General features: G+C 58.0%; 25 protein-coding genes. 2 read left to right on the forward strand and 23 right to left on the reverse strand.

The window, feature by feature from the left end:
• The 5 genes from VGK48_17415 to VGK48_17435 all read right to left on the reverse strand — a co-directional run.
• On the reverse strand, window positions 1-579 hold a 579-nt coding region (locus tag VGK48_17415), incomplete at its 3' end, for a MotA/TolQ/ExbB proton channel family protein (GenBank protein ID HEY2382958.1).
• On the reverse strand, window positions 570-776 hold the full coding sequence (locus VGK48_17420; GenBank protein HEY2382959.1) for a flagellar FlbD family protein: 207 nt from the start codon (window positions 774-776) through the stop codon (window positions 570-572). The genes VGK48_17420 and VGK48_17415, both read right to left, overlap by 10 nt.
• Entirely contained in the window at window positions 773-1,498 is a 726-nt protein-coding gene (locus tag VGK48_17425) for a glycosyltransferase family protein (GenBank protein HEY2382960.1), read from the reverse strand. Before VGK48_17425 ends, VGK48_17420 begins: the two co-directional genes overlap by 4 nt.
• A 10-nt stretch (window positions 1,499-1,508) precedes the next feature.
• Complete coding sequence (locus VGK48_17430; protein HEY2382961.1) at window positions 1,509-2,522, reverse strand: N-acetylneuraminate synthase family protein; 1,014 nt, start codon at window positions 2,520-2,522, stop codon at window positions 1,509-1,511.
• Window positions 2,483-3,469, reverse strand: a complete 987-nt coding sequence (locus VGK48_17435; GenBank protein HEY2382962.1) for a hypothetical protein — start codon at window positions 3,467-3,469, stop codon at window positions 2,483-2,485. Before VGK48_17435 ends, VGK48_17430 begins: the two co-directional genes overlap by 40 nt.
• A gap of 388 nt (window positions 3,470-3,857) precedes the next feature.
• Between VGK48_17435 and VGK48_17440 the strand changes: the two genes are divergently transcribed.
• Window positions 3,858-4,292 carry a hypothetical protein gene (locus VGK48_17440; GenBank protein ID HEY2382963.1) on the forward strand — a complete coding sequence of 145 codons (435 nt, stop codon included), beginning with the start codon at window positions 3,858-3,860 and terminating at the stop codon, window positions 4,290-4,292.
• A 22-nt stretch (window positions 4,293-4,314) separates the two neighbouring features.
• Here VGK48_17440 and csrA read toward each other — a convergent pair whose 3' ends face one another.
• The 11 genes from csrA to VGK48_17495 all read right to left on the reverse strand — a co-directional run bounded on the left by csrA (window position 4,315) and on the right by VGK48_17495 (window position 12,198).
• The gene (csrA, locus tag VGK48_17445) at window positions 4,315-4,563 is read right to left on the reverse strand and encodes a carbon storage regulator CsrA (protein ID HEY2382964.1); all 249 of its coding nucleotides are present in this window, start codon (window positions 4,561-4,563) and stop codon (window positions 4,315-4,317) included.
• A 78-nt stretch (window positions 4,564-4,641) separates the two neighbouring features.
• The gene (locus VGK48_17450; GenBank protein ID HEY2382965.1) at window positions 4,642-5,058 is read right to left on the reverse strand and encodes a flagellar assembly protein FliW; all 417 of its coding nucleotides are present in this window, start codon (window positions 5,056-5,058) and stop codon (window positions 4,642-4,644) included.
• A 2-nt stretch (window positions 5,059-5,060) separates the two neighbouring features.
• The gene (locus VGK48_17455) at window positions 5,061-5,297 is read right to left on the reverse strand and encodes a hypothetical protein (GenBank protein ID HEY2382966.1); all 237 of its coding nucleotides are present in this window, start codon (window positions 5,295-5,297) and stop codon (window positions 5,061-5,063) included.
• Between the two features lie 42 nt (window positions 5,298-5,339).
• A complete protein-coding gene (locus VGK48_17460; GenBank protein ID HEY2382967.1) occupies window positions 5,340-5,642 on the reverse strand; it encodes a flagellar biosynthesis anti-sigma factor FlgM in 303 nt (100 codons plus the stop codon).
• Window positions 5,643-5,916: 274 nt separating this feature from the next.
• Window positions 5,917-6,282, reverse strand: coding sequence for a hypothetical protein (locus VGK48_17465; protein HEY2382968.1), 366 nt, complete (start codon window positions 6,280-6,282; stop codon window positions 5,917-5,919).
• Window positions 6,283-6,289: 7 nt separating this feature from the next.
• A complete protein-coding gene (locus VGK48_17470) occupies window positions 6,290-6,595 on the reverse strand; it encodes a FliM/FliN family flagellar motor switch protein (protein ID HEY2382969.1) in 306 nt (101 codons plus the stop codon).
• Entirely contained in the window at window positions 6,570-7,484 is a 915-nt protein-coding gene (gene fliM / locus VGK48_17475; protein HEY2382970.1) for a flagellar motor switch protein FliM, read from the reverse strand. Before fliM ends, VGK48_17470 begins: the two co-directional genes overlap by 26 nt.
• Window positions 7,485-7,486: 2 nt before the next feature.
• Window positions 7,487-8,230, reverse strand: a complete 744-nt coding sequence (locus VGK48_17480; protein ID HEY2382971.1) for a FliA/WhiG family RNA polymerase sigma factor — start codon at window positions 8,228-8,230, stop codon at window positions 7,487-7,489.
• On the reverse strand, window positions 8,227-9,378 hold the full coding sequence (flhF, locus tag VGK48_17485) for a flagellar biosynthesis protein FlhF (protein HEY2382972.1): 1,152 nt from the start codon (window positions 9,376-9,378) through the stop codon (window positions 8,227-8,229). The genes VGK48_17480 and flhF overlap by 4 nt, the downstream gene beginning before the upstream one ends.
• On the reverse strand, window positions 9,375-11,405 hold the full coding sequence (flhA, locus tag VGK48_17490; GenBank protein ID HEY2382973.1) for a flagellar biosynthesis protein FlhA: 2,031 nt from the start codon (window positions 11,403-11,405) through the stop codon (window positions 9,375-9,377). The genes flhF and flhA overlap by 4 nt, the downstream gene beginning before the upstream one ends.
• 277 nt (window positions 11,406-11,682) lie before the next feature.
• Window positions 11,683-12,198 (reverse strand): phosphate-starvation-inducible PsiE family protein, encoded by a 516-nt coding sequence (locus tag VGK48_17495; protein HEY2382974.1) that lies wholly within the window; start codon window positions 12,196-12,198, stop codon window positions 11,683-11,685.
• Window positions 12,199-12,305: 107 nt separating this feature from the next.
• Here VGK48_17495 and VGK48_17500 point away from each other — a divergent pair, with 107 nt between their 5' ends.
• The gene (locus tag VGK48_17500) at window positions 12,306-12,614 is read left to right on the forward strand and encodes a hypothetical protein (GenBank protein HEY2382975.1); all 309 of its coding nucleotides are present in this window, start codon (window positions 12,306-12,308) and stop codon (window positions 12,612-12,614) included.
• Between the two features lie 127 nt (window positions 12,615-12,741).
• On the opposite strand, the gene VGK48_17505 is transcribed toward VGK48_17500, so the two are convergent.
• The 7 genes from VGK48_17505 to VGK48_17535 form a co-directional block, all read right to left on the reverse strand.
• A complete protein-coding gene (locus VGK48_17505; protein HEY2382976.1) occupies window positions 12,742-13,023 on the reverse strand; it encodes a hypothetical protein in 282 nt (93 codons plus the stop codon).
• Between the two features lie 175 nt (window positions 13,024-13,198).
• Complete coding sequence (locus tag VGK48_17510; GenBank protein HEY2382977.1) at window positions 13,199-15,811, reverse strand: ADOP family duplicated permease; 2,613 nt, start codon at window positions 15,809-15,811, stop codon at window positions 13,199-13,201.
• Window positions 15,808-16,146: a PadR family transcriptional regulator gene (locus VGK48_17515; protein ID HEY2382978.1), complete on the reverse strand. Its 339-nt coding sequence runs from the start codon at window positions 16,144-16,146 to the stop codon at window positions 15,808-15,810. The genes VGK48_17510 and VGK48_17515 overlap by 4 nt, the downstream gene beginning before the upstream one ends.
• A 367-nt stretch (window positions 16,147-16,513) precedes the next feature.
• On the reverse strand, window positions 16,514-17,608 hold the full coding sequence (locus tag VGK48_17520) for a hypothetical protein (GenBank protein ID HEY2382979.1): 1,095 nt from the start codon (window positions 17,606-17,608) through the stop codon (window positions 16,514-16,516).
• 76 nt (window positions 17,609-17,684) lie between these two features.
• A complete protein-coding gene (locus tag VGK48_17525) occupies window positions 17,685-19,928 on the reverse strand; it encodes a M56 family metallopeptidase (protein HEY2382980.1) in 2,244 nt (747 codons plus the stop codon).
• Window positions 19,925-20,320, reverse strand: coding sequence for a BlaI/MecI/CopY family transcriptional regulator (locus VGK48_17530; protein ID HEY2382981.1), 396 nt, complete (start codon window positions 20,318-20,320; stop codon window positions 19,925-19,927). Before VGK48_17530 ends, VGK48_17525 begins: the two co-directional genes overlap by 4 nt.
• Before the next feature lie 103 nt (window positions 20,321-20,423).
• Window positions 20,424-24,347: a PQQ-binding-like beta-propeller repeat protein gene (locus VGK48_17535; GenBank protein HEY2382982.1), complete on the reverse strand. Its 3,924-nt coding sequence runs from the start codon at window positions 24,345-24,347 to the stop codon at window positions 20,424-20,426.
• Window positions 24,348-24,394 lie beyond the last annotated feature (47 nt).

Genomic DNA, 24,394 nt, shown 5'->3' on the forward strand with positions numbered 1-24,394 from the left:
CACACCGTAAATCGTCGCGACGAACGCGACGGCGATACCCTTGCCCACTTCGTCGATATTGTTCAGGTGCTGCATAACCTGAATCAGACCGAGAACGGCGCCGATGATTCCAATGGTCGGCGCGAAGCCGCCGGCCGCTTCATAGACTCTCGCGGAGTGATCGGCGCGTTCTTCCATATACTGAAGTTCCACTTCCATGGTCTGGCGCAGCTCTTTGGGCTCGTTTCCATCGACAGCCATCATGATGGATTTACGGAAGAAGTCGTCCTGGACTCCGGCCGCATCCTTTTCGAGCGAGATGATTCCTTCCCGCCGCGCCTTGTTCGTGAACCTGACGACCTCATCGATGACTGCTGTCGGCTCGATCGTGTCTTCTCTGAAAATATGGAGCAGATCGGCCGCAGCCTGTTTGACTACTTTTAATGGAAACGAAATCATGACCGCTCCAAGCGTCCCGCCGAAAACGATCAGCCCGGCGGTCGGTTGGAGGATTTGAAAGACAGAGCCTCCCTCGATGGCCTGACCTGCAAGAATTCCGATCAGCGCGATCAGAATGCCGAGGATTGTTCCTAAGTCCATTCCAATACCTCCGGTTTCCTCTGGATCGCGCGCTTATATTCAATGATCTTGCGCAGCAGCTCGTCGCGGGTTTCATCGACGATGATCTTTTCCCCGGTCGTCAAAGACATAACCGCGTGAGGCGAAAACTCGATCGTCTCGATGAGATCGCAGTTCACGACGATCTCCTCCCCATTGATTTTTTTGACGACGATCATGCCGTGGCCCTCCGGACATTTACCGGCGGCGCGGTGCCGCTCATGCTTTCATCGGCAGCCTCGATCAGGTTCTTGAGCTCAAAATCGACCGTACTGAAGCGTTCGGCCAGCTCCCGGTTGTACAGATATTCATCAATCGTACCGACGGTGAAACTGAGGTCCGGCCGGCTGTATTCCGGCGGCGCGCTCAGCAGCGCGCAGGTGAGAGCCTTCGGATTCTGGATGGCATAGAGGGTCACATGTTCGCGCCAGAGTGGGGTGTTCGCAACGGAATCCATGAAACTCAAGGCTTCCCAGGTCAGGGCTTCTCCCCTGACACCGACAGGTAAATGGTTCTCGATGGCATAGTCGACATTTCCGCCCTTGAGGGTATCCACGACCCGATCGATGCTGTCGGGATCCGTAAACGGATTATCCGCGGTAACCCGGACGACGATGTCGGCCTCACAGGCCCGCGCTGCCGAAACATAACGGCCGAGCACATCCGATTCGGCGCCGCGGAAATTGGGGATACCCCGCCGTTCACACTCCTCGATAATCACGTTGTCGCGTGGATTCGTCGTTGTGGCGACCACAATTGCGTCGAGCGTACGCGACCGTGAGATCCGCTCGACAAGATAGACGAGCAACGGCCGCCCGGCGATCTTCATCATGACTTTGCCCGGCAACCGGGTCGACCCCATGCGGGCCTGAATAATCGCAACCGTCCGTGGTTGTTTCATGAAGCCAGCCTCATTGCAGCGACTCCCACTGCACCGGCGCTCCGGCTTCAATCGCGGTGAGGGCCTGTCTGCCTACGACGGACCCGACAAATTCGGGCGCGATTCCGGTGGCCGGACGCAACGCGTGAAGCATGCCGGCATCAATGATCTCGCCGGGCGCGATCGGCCGGCTTGCGTAAAGGGCCCTGCGCGACGCTGTCTTGTTCCGGCTTTCAGATTCGGAGGCAAACTTGCCGCGCTCGCCGAGAACGGAGCCGATGGCTCGCAGCTCTTCGATATGAGCTTTGAGAGTCTTGGCATCCATCGACACGGCATGATCCGGTGTCTCTACCCGGGTCTCGATCATGAAATGCCGCTCGATAACCTGCGCTCCGAGCGACGTTGCAACGATCGATCCCAGGGATCCGACGCTGTGATCGGAGAAACCGACAGGAACTCCAAAACGATCGCTCAAATACTGCACGGACTTGAGGTTCAGTTCTTCGCGCTTCGCAGGATATGACGAGACGCAGTGCAGGAGAACCACCTCGTCGTTCAAATGGGTGTGCATCCAATCGATCGCATGCTCGATTTCTTCCGCCGTGCTCATCCCGGTCGAGAGCAGCACCGGCTTGCCTTTTCGGGCCACGTGTTCGATCAGCGGCCGGTGCGTAATGTCGCCGGACGCAATTTTGAACGCGCTTACGCCGAGATCGTTGAGGAAGTCGGCACTCTCTTCATCGAACGGCGTCGATAGAAATTCGATGCCGACCCGCTTTGCCTCTTTGTGCATGGCGCGGAAGGTGTCGAACGACAGTTCCAGCCTGGTCTGGGAGGGGACCGCAGATTTCGCCGACGCCGGACGGTCGGCACGAAACATTTGAAAGTTCACCGCATCGGCGCCGGCCCATTTTGCGGCCCGGACGAGCGCAAGCGCCCTTTCCTTATTTCCTCCGTGATTGAAACCCGCCTCCGCGATTACATAAATCCTGTTGGGATTTTCGGTCAGCAGGCCGTAAAGGTTTTGACTTGGCTGGTCAGCCATATTTGCCTCCTTATAATTTCGACTACTCGTGACAATCCTTTGCCATCAACAAGTGTTGGGCCGGCCTGGCTGAGTCGTTGGATCATAGGCCGGTTTTCAAGCATCTCCGTGCTGTAGCGCACCAGGTCGTCTGACGAAACGCGCCGCACAGGGCCGGCGCTCAGAACGGCGCCATGCTCGTGAAACGCATCTGCGGTTCTCAACTGAATCCGATCGAAGGCAACGGCAATGGTCGGAACGCCGGATGCCAGCAGGTCATATAGCGTTGGCCCGGAACCGGAAATCGCAAACCGGCAGGTCGCCATCGCATCCGCAAATTCCGCGTCGCTCATGGGCGTCGTGCCGATGAATCCGCGCGTCGTAATCGGCATCAGGCCCATGCGCCACAGCTCCTCCGAAATCTTTAGAGCGAATTGCGAGGTCGATCCGCCGCCAAAGGTCACCAGGACGGTGTCCTTGAGCTTGCCTCGGTTGACGGTTTCTCGCGTGATCATGTACTGCGGGCCGAGAAACAGTGCGCGATCCTTGTCGGCCGCGTATGGAAACAGGCGCGTGATGCTGCCGTCGATCGCGACATCCGAATGGCACTGGCCGAGGCCCAGGTCATGAATACTGATGTGGGTGGAGCCCTGCCGCCGTATCGAGGCCGTGATGCCATGCGCTTCACGCAAATCCGTTATGACCACCGGAGGAAATGCCGATGATGCCGTCGTGGTGAAACCCGACGCTTCGATGAATTCGCGGCAGTTTTCCGAAAGCGGAAAGAAAACTACCGGCTGCCGGCGGCTTAGAGCGCGCGCCAGACGCACGCTCCGCATGGCATGGCCGTAACCCAGTTGCGGGCCGGCATCGACAACGATTCCGACTTGTCCTTCGAGATCCATGGGGATGCCCTGGCCGGCCTGGGGATAATCGGTGGGTAATTCGACTTCAGTCTCGTTGCTCATCACATCCATGTGTTTAGTCTTCCTTTCAGCGCCTGGATCTCGTTTCTCCGAAACGGGGTTTGTTCCAGCGCTGTGACCACTCAGCTAATGCACTTACGCTGCCGTTCCAGAGATAAGAATGTCCTTTTTATAAAAGCATCGGCGGGGCCGGCCCAGCGCCTTTGCGCATAAAGCTTTGCGAGATTCGATCGTGCATTCGCACCAAGGTCAGGATGCGGTCAGGCGTCGAGCCGTCGTGCCGGTGGCCAGAATTATGACTTCAGCGGTGATGGATCTGACACGTTGAGAAAAGTCTAAAGTTCCGGAAAGCCGGAACGATACACCTTTTGTGCAACGAAGCAGGCTGCGATGGTGTGGCGCTTCGATTTCAGGCAAAAGGAGTTAAACGGTGGAAATCAACCAGGTTTTAGACGCACTGGAACGCGAGAGGGAACTGCTGCGGGAGTTCCACGAGATTTCGAGTCAGCAGGCCGATCTTCTCGATGATGAGAATCTGGATGGAATGGGCAAGCAGCTGGACACCCGATCCGACCTGATGCTCGAGTTGACGGCCATTGAAAGCACCCTGGGAACCTGGATTACGCAGCTCCGGGCCGAGTCCACCATAACGAGCGGCGTCCTGCATGAGTTGCGCTGCATCAACGAAGAAATCGTGAGTCTGGCCAACGAAATCGTGAGTCTGGACGAACAGATGCACTGGCGGCTGGATCTCATCAAGCAAGAGACTGCCGCGGACCTGAGAGGTTTGAGCCGATCTCAAAATTCCTCATCCGGCAGCTGCGCAACGATTCAGATCAGACCAGATTTCCGGCTTAACGGGTGATCGGATACGAAATGGGGGACGGTTAAATCTTGGTCTCGGGGTTGAGACCGGTTGCGAGGGCTTCGAGGGTTTCCTTGTCTGGAATCTGTGACTTTACAGCGGAAACGTTTTCCTGTTTGATGGCTTCGTAAATCTCGTACCGGTAAATGGAGATGTGGGCCGGCGCTTTGATACCAAGCCGCACGTTATCGCGGCCGATGCGCAAGACCTGAATTTCTATCTCATTACCGATAATCAGTTTCTCATCCTTCTTGCGCGTGACTACCAGCATGCGGATTCCTCCCTATTTATCGGGTCTCTAACTTTTCTGGTCCCATAATAAGCGAGAGACCACCTTCGGGCAAGGTTCTTAAACGAGAGGGTGTCGTACGGAAAGGGCGAGGTCGGTCAAAATCAGCTGGCGGCCAATCATTTTCTTATGATTGACGATCAGCGGAGCCTGGAAATTGCCGGTAGCCTGCCTGGGCTCTTTGCCGACAATGCAGATAGTGAATGCCATACGGGGATCGCCTTCCGCGATTCCAATGGTCTCCCATTCCCGCGCCGGAATCTTAGTGTAGTAGTCGGGCATAACCAGGGCAGGATCGATAACCATAAACCCGATATCTTCTCTGCACGCCATCTGTAACAAATGGAACGGCGCGATTTCGGGGTTGGCCAGCATGCGAAAATCCTTGCATTCCGAGAAGCCGACCAGGCCTTCATCGAAGTGAATGATGGCGTCGCCATCGGGAACTGAGGACCCGCCACCGGGTTCGAGGGACATGATTACGCCTCGCCTGAAACGCGGCGCGAGGTAGCCTGTAAGCGGGTATTCAGCGTGATGAGCTGAGAGAGCGCCAGAAGCCGCTCGAGATCGGAAACGCAATCGGTGGCATCCCGGGAAATGGCGATGAGACGCCTCTGCGCGCAGACACTGGCGTCGTATGACGACGCATCGATCTCAACGAGTGCTTTGTGCTTTGCGCTTTCCAGGCGCAATAGTTCGTTCACTAGCCCATCCATGGGACTTTTCTCCTGTTTTCAGGGCAAAGGGGTCAAACCCCCTCAGTCCTGTTTGGTGTTCGCGTCAACCAGCTTCTGAGCGATGTCCTTCGCGGAAACCGCATACGTACCGGCTTCCAGCTCTGCCTGGACTTTATTGAAGCGCTCCGTCCTCGCTTGATTAACAGAGTTCGCCAGGCGGTTCATTTCCGCAGCTTTCGATGAAACCGCGACGGAATCCGAATCTCCCGTAGCACCTGTCTGATTTGTCGAGTTTGTCGAGTTCGTGCGCGTCAAATCCGCCTTTTGAGCGATTTGCGATCGATCGATACCCTGACTGCTGATGTTGATTCGGTCAATATTCATTGGGGTCTCTTCCTCCATCCAATATATCGGCTGAAGGTTATCAGAACTTTACTTCAAAGTGCACATGTCACAGACCAACCTGTCGTCCAGAACAGTAGCAATCGAGTGCCCAAATTCAATGCTCGGTGACCACGCGGCCGGTCGATCGAGTTCAAGATCCAACGTTTCAATAGTTTACACTTAAGTCCAGCGGTTACCGCCGACCTTGAAGACGCTCCGTTCCTACCCATCCAGCTGTCGGGTAATTGACGGATGGGCGAAATCGTGACATCCCTTAATTTCTGCTGACCAGGCGGGACATGCCGAGCAAAACTTCGACTTCGCCCTCGTGCAGGCCGCAGTTCCTCGCGATATCTGCGATTCCGATACCCCGCTTGGCCATGGTGACGACATGATTTCTCACATCGAAACCAACGGCGGAAGTACGTGCCGTGGCCGGCGCCTGAACCGGCGCTGGCGTGGACAGCTTCGCCAGATGTTCCTGAGCAGCGCCGACAAAGCCGGCATGGCTCGATTCCGCTTTGGACCATTCCGCCTGCAGAGCCTTCAGTGTCCTGGCTGCGCCCCGGAACTTGGAGTTGACGTACAGGACGATCGCCACCATGAACAGCCCATACAAAGCCAGAAACGCATAGATCAAAATGGGATTATGAATTGAGAGATTTAAATCGTTCGCCAGCACTGGTGATCTCCGTGATTCGAATTCCGTAAAAACCGTCGACGGTTACGACTTCTCCACGAGCAAGGATTCTGTTGTTCACGACGAGCTCGACCGGCTGGTCGATGCCCGAATTCAGTTCGATGACCGATCCGACTCCGAGCTTTACGATCTCCTCCAACAGCATTTCCGTTTCTCCGAAACGGATCGCCACTGGAAGCTGCACGTCCATGAGAACCGCGAGGTTCCCGCTGTCGTCAAAATCCGTTTTATTTGGTGAGGCTGAGTTGTCCATTCACTGGCTCCTGTCTTCTCGGGCGGATAAGCCCGGTTATGCCGAAGGATTTGCGCGTGGAATCCATTTGTGCCTTGGCCTGCATTTTGCTTTTGCCTGCCACCTTGATACTGACCGGCCACTCTTTGCGTTGATCCAGCACGATCGTGTCGCCGGCCTGAAGTGAGACCAGCGACTGCAACGGAAACGAAGTTTCCGCCGTCTCGATGCTGACTTTTACGGGAACCTGGCGCAGCAGATGAAGCAGCCCGTCGTCATGGACGATCTTTCGGCGGCTGTATTCTTCCTGGTCGAAGATGTGCATGATCGGCTCGAGCACCAGTGTCGGAATGGCGAGATGCATTTTCGTCAGCGTATCGCGCATGCGGACCTGGAACCCGAAATGGATCACCATTTCGTTCGGCGACGTAATCTGGACCATATGCGGATGTGTTTCCGTCGCCGTCACCGAGAAGTCGATGGTGTAGACCTGCCGCCAGCTTTCCTTGAGATTGTCGACCAGCAGCTTCAAAACGTTCTGGATGATGCTCTGCTCGATTTCGGTCATAGGCCGGACGGTCGTGATGGGCTGGCCAATCCCGCCCAGCAACCGGTCGATTATCGGAAAGACCAGGGCCGGACCGATTTCCAGCGCGGCAAGGCCATCCAGCGGCTTGAGGGAAATCGCGGCATAGCAGGTCGGATCCGAAACCGTGTTCATGAATTCCGAGTAGCTGATCTGCGCGATGTCATCGAGCGAAATCTCGACCACCGTGCGAAGGTAAGCGGACAGGGATGATGAAAAGTTCCGCGCGAAACGGTCGTGCACGAAGTGCAGCGAGCGGATCTGATTCTTGGAAACCCGGTCGGGACGCTTGAAGTCGTATTTCTGGATCTTCTTTTCAATCATTTTCAGCCTGCGCTAACCGCTCGTAAAACCGCTTCGACATCCGGCACAACCTTGGTCAAGCGGCCGCGCAGGCGCAGGGTTGCCTTGGTGTGCAGCTGCGAAACCCGCGATTCGTTGACTCCCAGGAGTGCGCCGATTTCCTTCATCGTGAATTCTTCGTAGTAGTAGAGCGACAGGACGAGGCGCTCTTTCTCGGGCAATTCTTCAATTGCGCCGGCGAGCATCGTCGTCAGTTCATTCGCTTCGAACTTGGTGTATGGGTCGTTGGTTCCGTCGTCCGGATAATAGTTGATGTAGTTGTCGCTGTCTTCGCTGTCGCCCAGGTTCTCGAACGAGCCGACCGTCAGACCGTGCAGCTGGTCGACAAGAGCGTGAAAGTTTTCGAGATCCTCGCCCATTGCCTCGCACACTTCTTCATCGCTGGCGGGCCGGCCGAGCTTCTGGGTCAGTTCCGCGTAGGTTCTCTCCAGGTCCTTGCTCTTTTTGCGAAGCGAGCGGGGCGCCCAGTCGAGACTGCGCAGGCTGTCGAGGATGGCGCCGCGAATACGTACTTCGGCGTAAGTTTTAAACTTGATGTTCCGCTCCGGCTCGAACTTATCGATCGCGTCAAGCAGGCCGATGACTCCGGCGTTGACCAGATCGCGGATCTCAATGTTGCTGGGCAAGCGGACCGCGACGCGATGTGCGATATGTTTGATCAGCGGAAGCGATTCGTTGATGAGTGCGTCTCTCTCCAGTTCGGTCATATGACAGGCTCCAGGGGTAGGACATAATGCGACAGCTCGTCCGCGACGGGAAACACCAGGTCTTCCGGCACGCGCTGCCCGTTAGTCAGATAGGACACAGCAAGGTCGTTGCGGAGCAGATCTCCGGCCAGAGGACCTTTTGAATCGGTTTCATCGATCTTCGTGAAGATCACGCTATTCGGTCTGAAGCGCTGAAACCGGGAAACAATTTTTGTAATGTCTTCGGAACGCGTTGTGGCGCTGATGACGAGTTGCACTTTCGCATCTGCCGTTGCCGTTACCGTTTCCAGCTTATTCAGCCGGGCAAGATCCGAAGGACTCGAACCGGGAGTGTCGATCAGAATGAGGTCGCGGTCGTCCAGACCCGCCACCAGATCTTTCAGCGTGGCGACATCAGCGCAGCTGTAGGTCGGAACGCTGAGCAATTCACCGAACCGGCTCAACTGTTCCTGGCCGCCGACGCGGAACAGGTCCGTCGAAATCAGCGCGACTTTCTTTTTCATTCTCACCGCCGCATGACCGGCGATTTTCGCGATGGTCGTGGTCTTTCCGACGCCCGTCGGTCCCACAAATACGCTGACCATCCGGGTGCGGGCCTGCAGTTCCGCCGGCGGCGCAATCACAATCTGATCCGCAAGCAGACGGCGGACTCGATCGCGCAATTCCGTAGGAGCCGGGTTGCCGCGGGCTCCCGTCGAGATGAGGTGATCGGCCAGATCCGCTTCGATGCCCTGCCGAAGCAGCTCGGCATAAACCCCGCCGTTTTCAGATCTGGCGGGAATCGCCTTGCTGAATGAACGGAACGATCTTTTCAGCTCGCTGATCTCATCGATCAACTCATCCATGCGCGCGTCGCGGACCGGCGCCGGAGTAGCGGGGGAAATCAGGGGTCGCACCCCTAATTCCTTGGAAATAGGGGAAGAAACCACAGGAAGCACCGAAGGCACATGCGCTTTCTGCGCTTCCAGTGGTTTCGTTTCTTCTTCCAGAGCTGCCGTAATTTCCCAGGCTTCCTTCTTGAACAATCCAAATCCGCTGCGTTCCGCAACCGACCGGGTGTTCAGGATAAGTGCATCGCTGCCGAGGTCCCGTTTGACGTCTTCCAGACCCTCTTGCAACGATCGATTCCTGTAGGTTTTGACTTTCATTGTCCGGCAACTCCAAGAGAGACAATCTGAATATTCGGCGGAATGTCGTTCGGCGAAATCACCGAGAGCTGCGGCATGAACCGCTCGATCAGCTTCCGCATGTGGAATCGCAGTCCGCTGGAGCACAACAAGGTCCATTGCGACGACATCGTTTTCTGGCAGGCCTCGGTCAGGATTCTCACCAGCTGTTCGAACGTGTTGGCATCCACGGCCAGGTACGTCCCGGCATCATTGCGGATGACCGCCTTGTTCAACCGTTCTTCCCAGTGCGGCGCCAGCGTAATCACGGGCAGTTCGCCGCTGTCGTTCGCAAGTCCTTTGGTGATCGACCGGTTCAGCGCGCCGCGGGTGACTTCCGTGAGCGTGACGTGATCCTTGGTCTGGGTTCCGTAATCCGCAAGCGTCTCGAAAATCGTGACCAGGTCGCGAACCGAGACTTTCTCGCGCAGCAGGTTCTGCAGCACTTTCTGGATCTCGCCGATGGAGAGGGTCTTCGGTACAAGTTCTTCAATCAGCTTGGGATGCGTTTCCGCGACATAGTCGATGAGGGCTTTCACTTCCTGGCGGCCGAGCAGCTCGAAGGCATGGCCGCGGATCGTTTCCGTCAGGTGGGTGGCCAGCACCGTCGCCGGATCGACCACCGTGTAATTCATCAGCTGTGCGCGATCGCGGTTTTCCCTGGTGATCCACACCGCCGGCAATCCGAATGTCGGCTCGTTGGTCGGTGTTCCGTCGATCCTGTCCGTAACGTTGCCTGGATCGATGGCCAGAAACTTGTCTGCGGCCAGCTCGCCGCGGGCGATTTCGACGCCCTTCAGCAGAATCGCATACTGGCGCGGACCGAGTTTCAGGTTGTCTGTAATATTGACGGGCGGCACGATCACGCCCATATCCTGCGCAATCTGCTTCCGGATCGAGCGGATCCGGTTCAGGAAATCGCCGCCTTGCTGGACATCGACCAGGCCGATCAGGCCGTAGCCGATCTCGACCGCAAGACTGTCGATCTTGAGGAACGATGTCGTTTTTTCGGCCGCCGCGTCATCCTTGACCGGCGCATCCGTGGCCGGCTCGCTCGCGCGTTCCTTCGCGGCCTTCGCCAGCGTGAAAGCGATGAAGCCCAGGGTACCGGCGAGGAAAAAGAACGAGAACTTCGGAAAGCCCGGAATCAAACCCAGGCCCCCGACAATGCCGGCTCCGAAGAAAACCGGCTTCGGATTCGAAAACAGCTGCATCGAAACGTTTTCGCCCATGCTGACGTCGGAGGCCGAACGCGTTGTTACCAGGCCGCCGGCGATCGAAATCAGGAGCGAAGGAATCGCGGTGACGAGGCCGTCACCGATCGTCAGAATCGTGAACGTGGTCAGGGCCGTCACCACCGGCATTCCGAACTGGAAAACCCCGATGAACAAACCGCCGATAATATTGATCAGCGTGATGAGAATCGAAGCCATCGCATCACGCTGCGTGAATCGGATGGCGCCATCCATGGCGCCGTAGAATTCGGCTTCCTTGCCGATCTCCGCCCGTCTTTCCCGCGCTTCCTGCTGGTCGATGATCCCCGCATTCAGGTCCGCGTCGATCGCAAGCTGCTTGCCCGGCAACGCATCCAGCGTAAACCGTGCCGTCACTTCCGAAATACGGACCGCTCCATGGTTGATCACGACATACTGGATCACGATCAAAACCAGGAAAATGATGATGCCTACTGCATAATTCCCCCCGACGACGAACTGTCCGAAAGCCCGGATCACATCCCCCGCAGCAGACATTCCCTGGCTGCCGTTGAGAAGAATGAGCCGCGACGACGCGATATTCAGCGAAAGCCGGAGCAGTGTCGTCATCAGAAGGATCGAAGGGAACGAAGAAAACTGAACGGGCTTGAGTAAATAGACCGCCGACAAAAGAATGACTACAGATAGCGTGATATTTGCCGATATCAGTATATCGAGAACGATCGTCGGCAGCGGGATGAGCACCGCGATCAGGATAATGATGATTGCAATCGGCATTGCGATCTGAGACTTCATGACGGCCTCGATAAAGCAAGCGCGGTGCCAACCTGCAGAATTTGCCTGGCCCAGCTTCAGGCGGGCGCCATAAATACCGCAACTACAGTCAGATAGAGCAAATCTCGCTTCATTTCCCGAGCCCGGGAAAATACCGAACCCGCTCACGAAAGGCAGCTTTCCGACGGTCTCGCTGTCAGTATTGTGACGCACGCACAAAGCAGATCTGCCTTTTGTGCCTTTTGAGGCTAAACTCCCCGTTCACTACCAGGAGAATGCGTCGGATTTGTGACAGCCGCTAATCGGCTTCGGATTTTATGGGCCTGTCGAAATGAAAGGAGCTGTAACGAAGAATCCAGATCGCCACGGCAAGTGCAACAACCGTTGCGGCAATGAGTCCGAGCTCGACGAGCATATTGTGGAATTGGGCGGGGTTGCCTTCCTGTTTCGTCGATGTCGCCGTAATGACCAGCATCCGCCGGATGCCGGCGATGATACCTATAATAAGGAACGGTTCAGCCCTGAGAATGTGAGATTCCAGCGACACCGCGACTGTATAGACAATCTCCATCGTCATCATCACCAGAAGCACGACATTGAGAATCTCGATCGCATGGTCTTCGATTCCCGGCGGCCCCAGCAGCACAGCCTGGCTGAGGTCATAAACGCCGGAATAAAGAAGCGATACGGCAATCAGGACTAACGCGATGCCGATCAGCACCAGTACAGCGCTCTCCGACATGCCAAGTAGATGAGCCGCCCGCAAGGGCCACGATTTGGATCGCGAATTACCGGCGTGCCTGTCTTCAGCCATGGCCGGATTGTAACGGCATTATCCTGCGCGGCCAAGAACGAACCTTTCATAGACCGGCTTCGCGGTTTCTCGCCTTAGAATCATTAAGAACGGGGAGGCCACAGCCTATGGACGACAGAAAGGTTCCGACGATCGAAGCCCTTGATGCCGCATTTAAAGCACACCAGACAAAGAAGGTTGAAGATCGCGAGAAAGAAGCGGCCTGGTTTCTCGGCGCGATCAACAAATCAGATCCCTTGAAGCGAGAGATCTTACAAGTACTGCAGTTGATGAGAAATCAGGCCGGCATGGACCCGGAAAAGTTCGTGATGTCCCCCGACGACATTTCGCAATGGATTTTGCAAATCTCCGCTAGATTCTTTTTCATTGGCTGGGAGGCGCGTGGGGCTACGAACGACCAGCGGCGGGTCCACTAAATCGGCAGTAGATCGATGAGGCTGCCTGCGGCCTGGGCCAACGGCTTAGGCTTCATTCGTCAAAAGGAGCGCTTTCATGCGGCGGCACATTGCACGATCATTGCGTTTCAGCGCAACAGAACCAGGGTCACGTGCGTTTCCGCTGCCGCCACGGACGCACACTGATCGCATTCCTCCGGTCGGCGCGCTCCTGCGTTGCCAGCTCAGCCTCACTAATTTCGCCCAATTCGTGCTCGTAAGCTTCGACGGCCGCGGCAAGGGAGCGGAGCCGCCGTTCTTTCGCTGCCCGCTCTGCGAGCGCCAGATTCACCCATCCACTCAGCGAAGCCACACGGCCTTCCGTGACCGCCTGGTTGGCAGCCTCGATCAGCTCGGAATCTACCGTCACCGTCATGCGTTCCTTGCTCATGTCGGGATACTAACAAAAGTATGACATTTATCCGATGCGTGGAGATCGCGCCATAGGCCTTCCGAACTCTCGGGTTTATCAATTTACTCCCCGCCCAGCCACGAACCCGGGTCTTTCGCACACAACTGGTTAACAGCCGCGGCGTTCCACGCCGCTTTTTGGCTATTGCCGGCACTCACTCGCCGGTACGTAGAATGCGCATGGGATCCATGGTCGCGGCGCGCCACGCTGGAATCAGCACCGCACCACAGCCGACCACAGCCAGCGCGATCATTGAAGATGTCAGCGAAACGGGACTCCACAGGCTGCTCTCCGTCCAGGCAGCGATTGGACGATGGAGTATCGCGACGAGCGCCAACCCAACGCCCATTCCCAGCGCAATTGTCATCATTGCGGATGTAAAGATCTCACGGAGAATACGCGCATTTGATGCGCCCAATGCCATGCGCAGCGCAAACTCTCGCGTGCGCAGTGAAACGGCACATGAAACGACACTGTACATGCCGACAGCGGCGAGAGCGAGAGCCAACGCCGCACACGCCGAGAACAGATATGCGGAGAACTGCTGACTAGCCCACCCATTTTCCCAAAGCCTTTCTTCGAGACTCGAGTTACCCATAAGAGGTTGGTCAGCATTTATTTCTGCAACCTTCCGTTTCAGTTCCTCGGCAATTCCTTCGGGCGCTCCAGACGTTCGGACGAGGAGCAAGACGGCACCTAACGCCCGTAACGAGTAAGGCACATAAACCTCTGGCAACACCGGTCTTCTGAGACCATCGTTGCGTACATCACCGATGACACCGACAATCTCAATCTGATCGTTGGCAGGCGACTTCGTCGATCCATCCCAGTTCTTAGCCAAGACGGCGAGCCGTACTCGTTGTCCTATCGGATTGCCATTCGGCCAATATCGCCGTGCCAACGTCTCATTGATCAGGCCGACGTACGCGCGACGACGGTCCTCCGTGTCCGTCCAGATTCGCCCGGCGCGAATCGGCACTTGGATCGTCGGGAAATATTCTCGGCTAACTTCCTCGGTTACGACCTCCTGGTCGGCGTTCGAGACGCCAGGAATCTCGATGAGGCTTCGCCTTGGCACGACAGGCGGCGGCGGTTGAGGCCCAAGAAGAGCGGCAGACTCAACACCTGGCACGCTGACAGCCGCACTCCTGAGCCGCTCCGCATAGTCCGCCATTTCTTGCGTTCCAACTGATCCGCGAAGCGTCCCGGTAAACACGGCAACGTTTTGAGGGTTGTAGCCAAGCGGCGCAGTCGTGAGCTCGACAAGCGTCCTCAGCGCAGCTCCGGCAGCGGCCAGCAGAACGACAGTTGCCGCACATTGGACCAGTGTCAGGAGACGATGAGTGCGTGCCGTGCCCCTCCTACCAACCTCGCTTCGGCCGCCCACACCACTCAGCTTCGAACGTGATAGGGCCAACGCTGGTGATAGCCCTGCTGCTAATCCAGCAAGCACCGCAACCACAGCGGCGAACACCAGAACACGAATGTCGATGGTGATAGCCATCTCCCAGGGAATGAGACCAGGGGGAACCCACGCGATGATCACAGCGAGCAACCCATACGCGACGGCGACGCCAAAGACGCCACCGGTCATCGACAATACGAGGGACTCCGTGAGCAATTGCTGCAGAATCCGTCTCTGCGAGGCGCCGACGGCGCGCCGCACCGCCAATTCGTATCGCCGCTGAATTCCCCGCCCGATGAGGAGAATCGATACGTTGGCGCAGCCAATCACGAACAGCAATGTCACCGCACCTAACAGAATTCCCAGCATGTTGTGCAGGTTGCCTGCTTCATAATCGCGCAACGTCGTCAGGCTCACCCTCACGTCCCGCCGGCCGCCTCTGCTCTTGGCGGGATCAAACTGTTGTTGTTGAACCAACGCCTGCAACTCCGCAGTCGCCGCCGCTGTCGATACACCAGGCCGAAGGCGTAGCAGGGTCAGGGTCGAACGCTGGCCATTGTTGGAGGGATACGGTATATAGAAAGCAACATTACTGAATCTGAATCGCTCGGGCATGACGCCGATGATGGTGTACGGCTGGTCGTCCACCTGAAGGGTACGGCCGATTACATTGGACGCGCCGGCATAGTGCGTTTGCCAATAGCGATAGCTCAAGACCACGACGGGTGCCGAATCGCTTGTCGGCGAAGCCTCAAGAGACGAGTCGTCCGTGAATGTACGCCCGACGAGCGGTGGCACGCCCAGCATTCGAAACACGTTCTGCGAAAGCTTTCCTGCTTGAACCATGTCGGGTATGCCTTCATTTTTCGTCCACACCCAGGACGTCTCCCATAAGATGACGGCATCCAGCGATCGCGCTTGTCTCAATAAATGAGCCTGGTCGCCTGTGAGAAAGGTGCGCATGGACGGCCCGGCTCCCTCTGCTTGCGACATGACAACTAAACGGTCTGCGCCGGTATATGGATAGGGATTCAAAACGAGACCTTCGACCGCACTGAATACAGCCGTCGCCGCACCAATACCGAGCGCAAGAGACACAATCGCTCCGGCGGCATAGCCGGGATTCCTCGTCAGCGTTACGAACGCATAGCGCAGGTCCTGCCGCAGTTGGTCCAGCCATGTCCATCCCCAAACCTCACGGCTGGACTCTGTTATGAGCGAGATATTCCCGAACTCGCGGCGTGCCTGCCGCAACGCTTCGTCCCGCAGCAGGCCCGACTCCATCAATTCGTCGGTCCGCTCGGCGATGTGTGCAGCAATCTCCACCTCAACTTCGCGCCGTCTTTGCCAAAACCAATTCATGACCTTACCGGCTTCATGACTCGTGCTATGCCTTCAAGCATCCGCTCGAAGCTTGATGTCTCGCTTTCAAGGTGTTTTCTGCCCAAAGCCGTGATTTTGTAAATGCGAACACGGCGGTTGTGTGCAGACAGCCCCCATTCCGCAGCAACTGCCTTAGCCTTGAGCATCCGCTGGAGCGCCGGATACAGGGAACCTTCTTCGACCTGAAGCAGATCGCCGGACAGTTGCTTGATGCTCTGCACCAGTGCGTAACCGTGAGACGGGCCGCGTCGAAGAATCTGAAGGACCATCATCTCCAACGCGCCGGGGAAAAGATCGCGTTCGGAATCACTCATAATTGTTTGCTCTAGGCCTAGAGTAAACAAGTATAAATGCAGAGGTCAAGCACGATTGGAGCAAAAGCCTGGAAATGCCGGCTGCACACTCGGCCTGCGCGATGGGCAGGAATGAGACCAGCCGCGAAAGACACCAGTACAGGGAGGAGGCCTGACGCCAGCTGTGGAAGGCAGTATGTAATGAAAGCAGAATGGATATCAAGCCACATTGGACTTTAGATCAATTTCCAGGTTTAAGGGCATTGACGTGGATTGCGGACACGGGATGTCGTGTGACAGAAGCGGACTTCGTGGCAATTCCGATGGGATTGCCAGACCTTGTGGCGTTCGCTTGACGTTCAAGCCTGTTTGGAAAAAGAACCGCCATCTACTTGATGCGCGCGATGGCCTCCACGAACAGGCTTCTCACATCCGACAGGTGCGTGGCCGGGTCATTGTTGTAGTCCATCATGCGATGTAGGTACGAGCGGTCCTTCGTTCGGGCCTCCACGATTTCGCGCACCAGTTCGCCTGCCGGACGGCGATGGTGAAAGGCCCCGACGACGTCGAGTTGGGCGCGTTCGACCGCGCAATAGATGCTCCACGTCGTCGCTGTGGCCGGGCACTTGCGATCGTCGGCGCGATTCCAGACCGCGTCCGATGTGATTATCGTTGCGGCGCGTTGGAGAATCTCGCGGTCGACCGCATTCGGCGGCACTTCCTGCTTCCCGTCGAGCTGGAATCGAATTGCGCTGTTGCTGACGCTGAAGCCCGAGATCGGAAACCAGCCGACATAGGTTCTTGCGACGCCCGTGCCGCCGGTGTAGATCTCAATCTCGATGTCGTCTGTTGACTTGTCAAGGTCGGCGGCGCCTTGAGTCCGGACGCGGTCTTCGACCAGGCGGAAGAACTTCTGGAGGTCCGCGAACGTCGTCTCCGGATCGTTGTTGTAGTCGACGAGTCGCGCGGAGTACTTCTTCGTGGTCACGACGTTGACGACTTGCCGCGCCTCATACATCACTGGGGATGCAAGATCGCTCATCTTGCCGGCCCAGACTTCGCTCGGCTTCGCATCACGACGCCAGAAGCCGGTGACAATGCCGGGGACGCGCCGTAGGGTGAAGATCGGGTTCTCGTCGAAAAGGATGCCGCACGAACCTTCCTGGCCGTCCTTCGTTGCGTGAAATCGGCAGTCCGAATGCTCCGGCTGATTGGCGCCCGCATCGTCTGCGGCTTGTTGCAATGCGCACATCAGACTGAAGGTCTTCGCATGCATTGGGCAGTCGCCGGTGCTCTTCTTGTCCCAATATGCAGGCGTTGGGATCAGTCGCGCAGCGCGGTTGACGATTGCCGCAGCCCATGGTCCGACGTCTGCTTTAGTTGTCGGGGCCTTTGTCGTCGGCAACGGCGCCACCGTTTGGGTTTCCGAAGCCTGCGTGATCAGCACTGCGCTGAGGAGTGTGGCGATTGTGAACAGCCGCATCGTTCTACTCCGGCTACGCGTTTTCAACGTCACAGCTATTATTACTAGCCAACATCATAAAGGTCCTCCGAGGCTCCTATCGCCAGCCCCTTGAGGCCAGGGCCACGAGATTGTCCACAGATAAGCGGCTGCCGGCACGGGCGTTCGCGCTGCGAACCTGATCCGGCGATATCCCCGAGTTGCGCATTCTCACGAAATCGTCGATTTTGATGCCTGTGTAACCGAGACTTTGCATCTCCCGCACGTAATCCGGATCGACGCCGTGATTGCGAAGCTCGGTCAAGGTGTCGAGCGGCAGTTTTGCATATCCAAGTGCGCCGAGTTCGCGTGCGTAATCCGCATCGATGCCGTGGTTCCGAAGTTCGATCAGTCTGTCGAGAGTCAGGTTCGAGTATCCGGCGGAGGCAAGTTCCCGGCTGTATTCGGCGTCGACGCCATGATTGCGAAGCTGGATGAGTGTGTCGACGGGAAGCTTCGGATAGCCCTGCGCCGCAAGGTCACGTGCGTAGTCCGCATCCACGCCATGGTGACGGAGCTGGACCAGTTCATCCAGAGGCAGCTTCGCGTAACCCAAGCTTGCCAGGGCACGAATGTATTCTCCATCGACGCCGGAATTCCGGGCGCGAAGGAGATCTTCAATAGAAAGCTTCGGCAGGCCTGCAGCCGCGAGATCGCGAATGAAATCGGGCGAGACGCCGTGCCGCGACAGGTTGAGTAGATTGCCGAGTGTTCCGCCGTTATATCCCAACCGGCCCAGCTCGCGAAGATATGAAAGGCTGATGCCTTGGCGCGCGGCCTGAACAAGTTCGACGAGATGCGCCGGGCGAGCATAATGCTGAGCAACAAGCTCATCCAGGAAGGCGAAGCCGATATCCGTGCGTGCGAGCAGACGCTGCTCGACCAGGCCTGGCCGCTCGAAACCCCGCTTGGCGAGTTCGTCAGGAAACGTCGCGCTGGCTGCAAAGGTATATGTCCCGGCGCCAACGCCGTTTCGGATAACCCCCTCGACGGCAAATGTCCCGGCGTCGCGCCGCATATCGAAATGCACGGGACCTCCAACACCGGGGAATCCTGCCGGAAGCTCCGGCGTGTGGTCGAGGTCGATGGTGGTTGAATAAGAACTGCCGCCTTCTCTCAGTTGGAGATGCAGGATTCGCGCCTGACCTGTGGGACGAACTTCCCATACACCAACGGCGTCCGCGGATTCCGGCGATACGGCTTGCACAAGGCCGGCTACCGCGAGCCCGAAGGTTGAACGCCCCGGCAACTTGACGGGCGAGCCTGGCGCCGCAGGCTGCCGGGCGGCTGTTGTCGCTGCGGCAATCGGGATCAGTAATGCAAATAGGATTCCGAGGGCCAGAAGATGACTGCGCAGCGCAGGCAGTGTACGGTTGCGAGCGCCGTCGAGCACTGCCAGCAGGCGCTTTTCAAGCTGCCCCGAACCCGCCATGCTCACGACAAGCGCGGTTTGCCGGCCGCTCTGGAGCGAATAAGCGATGTCCAGCAGATGGCCGGCATACTTGCGCGGTTCATCGGTTCCAAGAGAAAGCACACGATCATCACTTGCCAGCTCGCGCTCGACCCGGAGACGGCGTGCAATCCACCAGGCACCCGGATGGACCCAATAAACCGAACACACCACGGCCGCCAGAACCTGAGTCAAACAATCATTCCGCACCACATGCGCTATCTCGTGGAGTAGTACGGCCCTGCGGCGATCCTCTGACCAGGTATCCGCGATCGCCGGAATCACGATCGCACCGCCCAGAATTCCGAATGCAGCCGGCATGATCTGCTCGTGGCTGCGCCATAGTTTGATCCTTCGCCCGGCGCGCATTCGTTGACAACACTCCAGCAGCAGGCGCTCCCATTCCGGATCATGGACTTCGCCTGCGCCACGCATCAGCCGCCCTGCCGAAAAGAATTCGGCAATCAGACGAAGCAGCAGAACAAATGCCACGCTTGCGTAAACAAGTTCGAAAGCGCGGAACCAGGGGAAGCCTGCCGGATTCGCCTGCAACGAGCGTTGCTCCATTGAAATGTTCAACGGCTCTGCGATCTGGACAGAATCGAACGGGGAATGTGGTTGGCCCGCAACGATGCCCGGAGATTCGATAAGGTTTTCGGGCGCCGTCGTCACGATGGTCCAGGGCGGCAGCACAAATGAAAACACAGGAACCAGCAGGAACCCGGCGGCGGCCAGTGTCCAGACCAGATGACGCGTCGCCGCGGACATCCGGCGGCCCCACAATGCCTGAAGCAGCCCGGCGGCAAGAAAAAGAATCGAGGCCTTAAGAAGGATGGAAATCGGTGTCATCATTTGTCTCCGTGTTTGCGGGATTGCTTCAACAAGGCGCTGAGACGTTTGTATTCTTCGTCCGATATGGCGGCGCCGGACGTCGCATCGAGCAGGGCGGCCATGGCCGAGCTTGGCGAATTGTCGAAAAATGTCCGTACCAGATCCTTCAAAGCGGAACGGCCTGCGTCTTCAGGAGCAGTCGAGGGGAAGTACATGAACCGCGGACCATCGTATTCTCTGGCCAGCAGTCCGCGCTCGATCATGATCTCGAGCAGCTTGCGTACGCTCGATGGACTCGGCGCGTCCGGCAATTCCGCCCGGATCTCCTCGACCGCCGCCCGGCGGCGGCGATGAAGAATCTCCATGATCTGGCTCTCGCGCCGTGTGAGATGAATTCGTCTGAGTCTCGGCATCGAAACACTCCGTAGGGCGATTTTTTTCGCTGTGGGCGAATATATTCGCCATTGGACCCGGAGTCAAGGGATTCTGTTCACTTAATTTGACTCCCCGCCTAAGCTAGGCGGGGAGTTTCAGGGCGAATGCGTGGCCGTGGGCTGTGAAGGCGAAGACCCGGCGGCCATCCACAAGCGTGGTCGAAGCCGGCCAGAGCAGATCCAGCTTGCGATTGTTCTGTTTCGCTACAGCTGCTGGCGGAACTGCCGCTTGAAGTGAGCCATCCGTAGCGCGGAGCGCGTAGGTTTGCTGGCCGACGGAATACATGACGGCGTTGTCATGGGCGGCGAACATCCGGATAGGTTCTCCGGCGTCGCGGCTGCCGATCTTCAGGGTTTGGTTATGGGTCCAGGCGCGGGCGCCGGAGACCGCGTCGAAGGCGTCGACGAAGACCTGAACCGTGTGGGTGTTGATATCCGGCACCACGCTCGCAACGAAGATGCGGCCGGCGGCGTAGGCGATCCAGGCCTGATCGATGCGCTGTTTTCCTTTCCAGGTGGCGAGCTGTTTGCGGTCGCCTGTGCGCACGTCGACGCGATAGAGGAAGACGCTGTTCAGGTCGGCCTGGCTTCCGGCGGCATAATATAAATAAGGTAGCGGGTCCTTCACGGCGACCGACGCGGTAAAGCGTTCGGTTGGGAACCGCCACGCGAGGGCGCCGGTGTCGGGATCAAGCCCGACGATCGAGCGATCCAGCGGGACGCCCTCGGCGTCCTGGGCAGACTTCCGGCCGGCGCTCACCAGACGATCTCCGATCAAAACCGGATCGCCGGCCACATCGAAGCCGACATCCGACACCCATAGCAGCCGATGATCCCGCTTCAGTTCCGCGATCGTGCGGCGGCCCTCTTTCGAATCGAGTCCGGTGAGATCCGCGTATCGCGCCAGTTCCTTTCCGCTGCGCGCCTTGTTTCCTTCGGCCTGCGACAGCCGTGCTTCGAGCAGCACCAGCGGAGGATAATCCGGATCGAGCGACGATGCTTTGGCGGCGAAGACGCGCGCTTGAACCAGATCATGCCTGGCCAGATATGTCCGTGCCAGCTCCGTCTCCGTGTCCTTGTCCGTCACGGCGTTTGCCTGCGCTGCCGTCGCATATTCCTTGATGCCCGTGACGTCGAGGATAAAGAGCCGGCCCGCTTCGGCCAGGACGGCGGGCGTTTCGGGTCCTTCGTAGTGCCAGATTTGTTTGCCGGTTGCGGTCTCAACGGCGGAAATCTGAAGCGGCGAATTGTAGACGACGGCCGTGCCGTTCAGGAAAGTCACGCCGGGTCCCATGTCGACCGACGGGTATTCCCAGATTTTGGCGCCGTCCAGCGTGAAACCGTAAAGCGTGTTGTTCGATCGCACGACGAGGCCATCCTCGTCGACGCGGTCGAGCAGAACGCCGCGGTCCGTCACTTTGATGGTGTTGAGGATTCCTCCGGAGGCTGCGTCGAGAACCAGGATATCGCCCTGAGCCGTACCCAGGTAGAGCCGGTTCCGGAGCAGCCGGAAATGTTGCACCCGCCTCTGGACCGGCGTGCGCCACAGCAGGCGGAATTTCGTCAGGTCGATGGCGCAAACCTCGAAGTCTTTCGACAATATATAGAGGACGTTGCCCTGAGCCATAGCTCCGGCCAGCCACTTCGGCCCCGCCACTGTCCGCAAGACGTCGGCGTATTGTTCGATCGCGATTTCGCCCGCAGCCTTCCCGGTTTCCAGATCGACAAAGAAAACGCGCCGCTCCGGCTCGAAGACGGCCAGGCCCTTTTCCGTCAGGAGCTCCGAGGGTTTCTCCGAGTGGACGCTCACGGACCAGGCGTCGCTCCCATCCGATTTGCGGATGGCCCGGTACGTGTCCCGGGATTTGAAGATGAAAATCTCGCCGTACGCCTTCGTGCGCGCGGTCCATGGCGCCTCGGTGCCGTCCACGGCCAGGTCGTCCCGTCTCCACAGACGATCGCCCGTGCGGCCCTCAAGGAGATCGAAACGCTGCAGAGCCGGGTAATAGATGTAGACGTCGGTGCCGATCGGCGCGAATCGCGGGGCATCGTTTCCGAAATCGGCGAGTTCGCTATGCCAGCCCAGGCTGCCGTCCTTCGCAAACGCATATAAGCCGATTTTCCGTTGCGCAGGAGGAGCGTTCGCGTCGATCGAGGCCACGAGGGTGAGGGTGTCGTTGCCATAGGCATTGGTGAGAATGATGTTTTCATCCGCCACTTCCACACGGCGGACCGAACCCTTTTCGAGATTCACGAACTGCAGGACTGTCGACTTGCCGTTGCGTTCGGCGTAGACAGCGCGCTGCAGGGGTGTCGCCTTTCGTGGAGCAAACAGATCCCGCTGGTTATGAAACGCCGCCGCGTTGTTCGCGCGGATCATACCGCGGATGGGATTGGCATACATGGGATCCCAGTTCGACAAGACCGTCTTTTCGGATTCGGATTGCGGAAGGGCGCGCATCAAAGCGTCGCTGGCCTCGTCGAGACGGTTCAGCTTCTCGAGCGCGAGGCCGCGGTAATAATTGGCAGCGGGATATTGGGGATCGCTGGCAATCGTCCGGTCGAACGCTTTCAGCGCACCCGCGGCCAGATCATTCTGGAGGAAGTACACGCCGCTCGAAAATGCCTGGAAGGCTTCGATGCTGTGGCCGGTGGGAGCCTGCTTCTCCGGTCCTTGCGCGGCGGCGACAATCAGGACGGCGAGTTGTCTGGCGAGATCGCCCTGCAGCTTGAAGAGGTCTTTGAATGGGCCGTCTGCCGTACTGGCAGAGCGGATAACCTCACCGGTTATGGGATCGACAATGCGTCCGATCAGCCTCACGTCATTGCCGGTTGTCTGGAAGCTCCCGATGATCAGGGCGTCGACGCCGATCGCCTTACCGATCTCGCGGGCGGTGGCAGCGGGAAGCTGATCGAACTTAGGGATCTCCACGTCATGAACCGTATCGATCACGCGGGCGCGCTCGACGACGGTGAGGCCGGTCACCTGCGCGAGCTCGGCGGTGATGGTTTCGGCAATGCCGGCGGTGTAGGGATCGAGCGCGCTGTCGCCGCTCAGGTTGAGGAAGTTGAGGACCGCGACGCGATGGATGGTCTTCGGCTGCTGTTTCGCAACCTTTTCGGTCGATGGGACGGACGGCACGCGAGCCGCAGGACGCGACAGCCTGGAGCCTTCTCGATCGACCGCGCCTACGGAAGAGAAGAAGTACACGGCGACGAGGATCAATGCGATGGCCGAAGCGGCGAGAAGTGCGGTGCGGCCTTTGGATAATTGCAGCTTTGGCGCCTCGAGGCCCAACGCAACCCGGACTTGGTCAACGGAGTTGTAGCGGTTCTTGCGATCGATTTCGATGCAGCGTTCTACCACGCCCTTCACATCGCCGGGCACGCCGGGCGGAAGCTCGAGCGGCGCGGGCGGTCTGGGGCGTACGCCCGACAACATTTCACCGAGAACGCGGCCGAAGCAAAACAGGTCTGCGCGGGCGTCGCATTTCGCGCCCATTGCCTGTTCGGGAGCGCCGTAGGCAGGCGTGCCGCCCGGAGTGTTTCCTGTTTCGAAATCGACGGGATCGATCGGGCGGGCCTGTCCCAAATCCAGGATTTTCACGTGGCCGTCGCGGGTGAGCATGAGGTTTGAGGGTTTCAGGTCGAAATGGATGTGTTTCATCTCATGGATCGCCTTGAGACCGTTAAGGATCTCGACGACGATGGCCTGCGCTTCGCTCCAGGAAAGCGGTCCTTCAAGGAGACGGTCGGCGAGAGTGCGCCCGTCGATGTACTCCATGACAAGGAGTTTGGTTCCGTCCTCTTCCACGAAGTAAAGATAGATGCGGCACACGTTGAGATGCGTGACCTGGTGGGCAATGAAGACCTCGCGCACCGGGGCGCCGGGGAGATTATGGAAGACCTTCACCGCGACGACTTGGGCCGTGAGCGTGTCTAAGGCTTTATAGACAATGCCGGAGGTTCCCCGGCCGAGTTCGCGTTGGAGGTGGTATCTATTCATATATGGAGTGGCGGCATTATATGATTTCCGGTAAAAGTGTCAACGGA

This window comes from Terriglobia bacterium (genome assembly GCA_036496425.1).
In the GTDB taxonomy this organism is placed as follows: Bacteria; Acidobacteriota; Terriglobia; order 20CM-2-55-15; family 20CM-2-55-15; genus 20CM-2-55-15.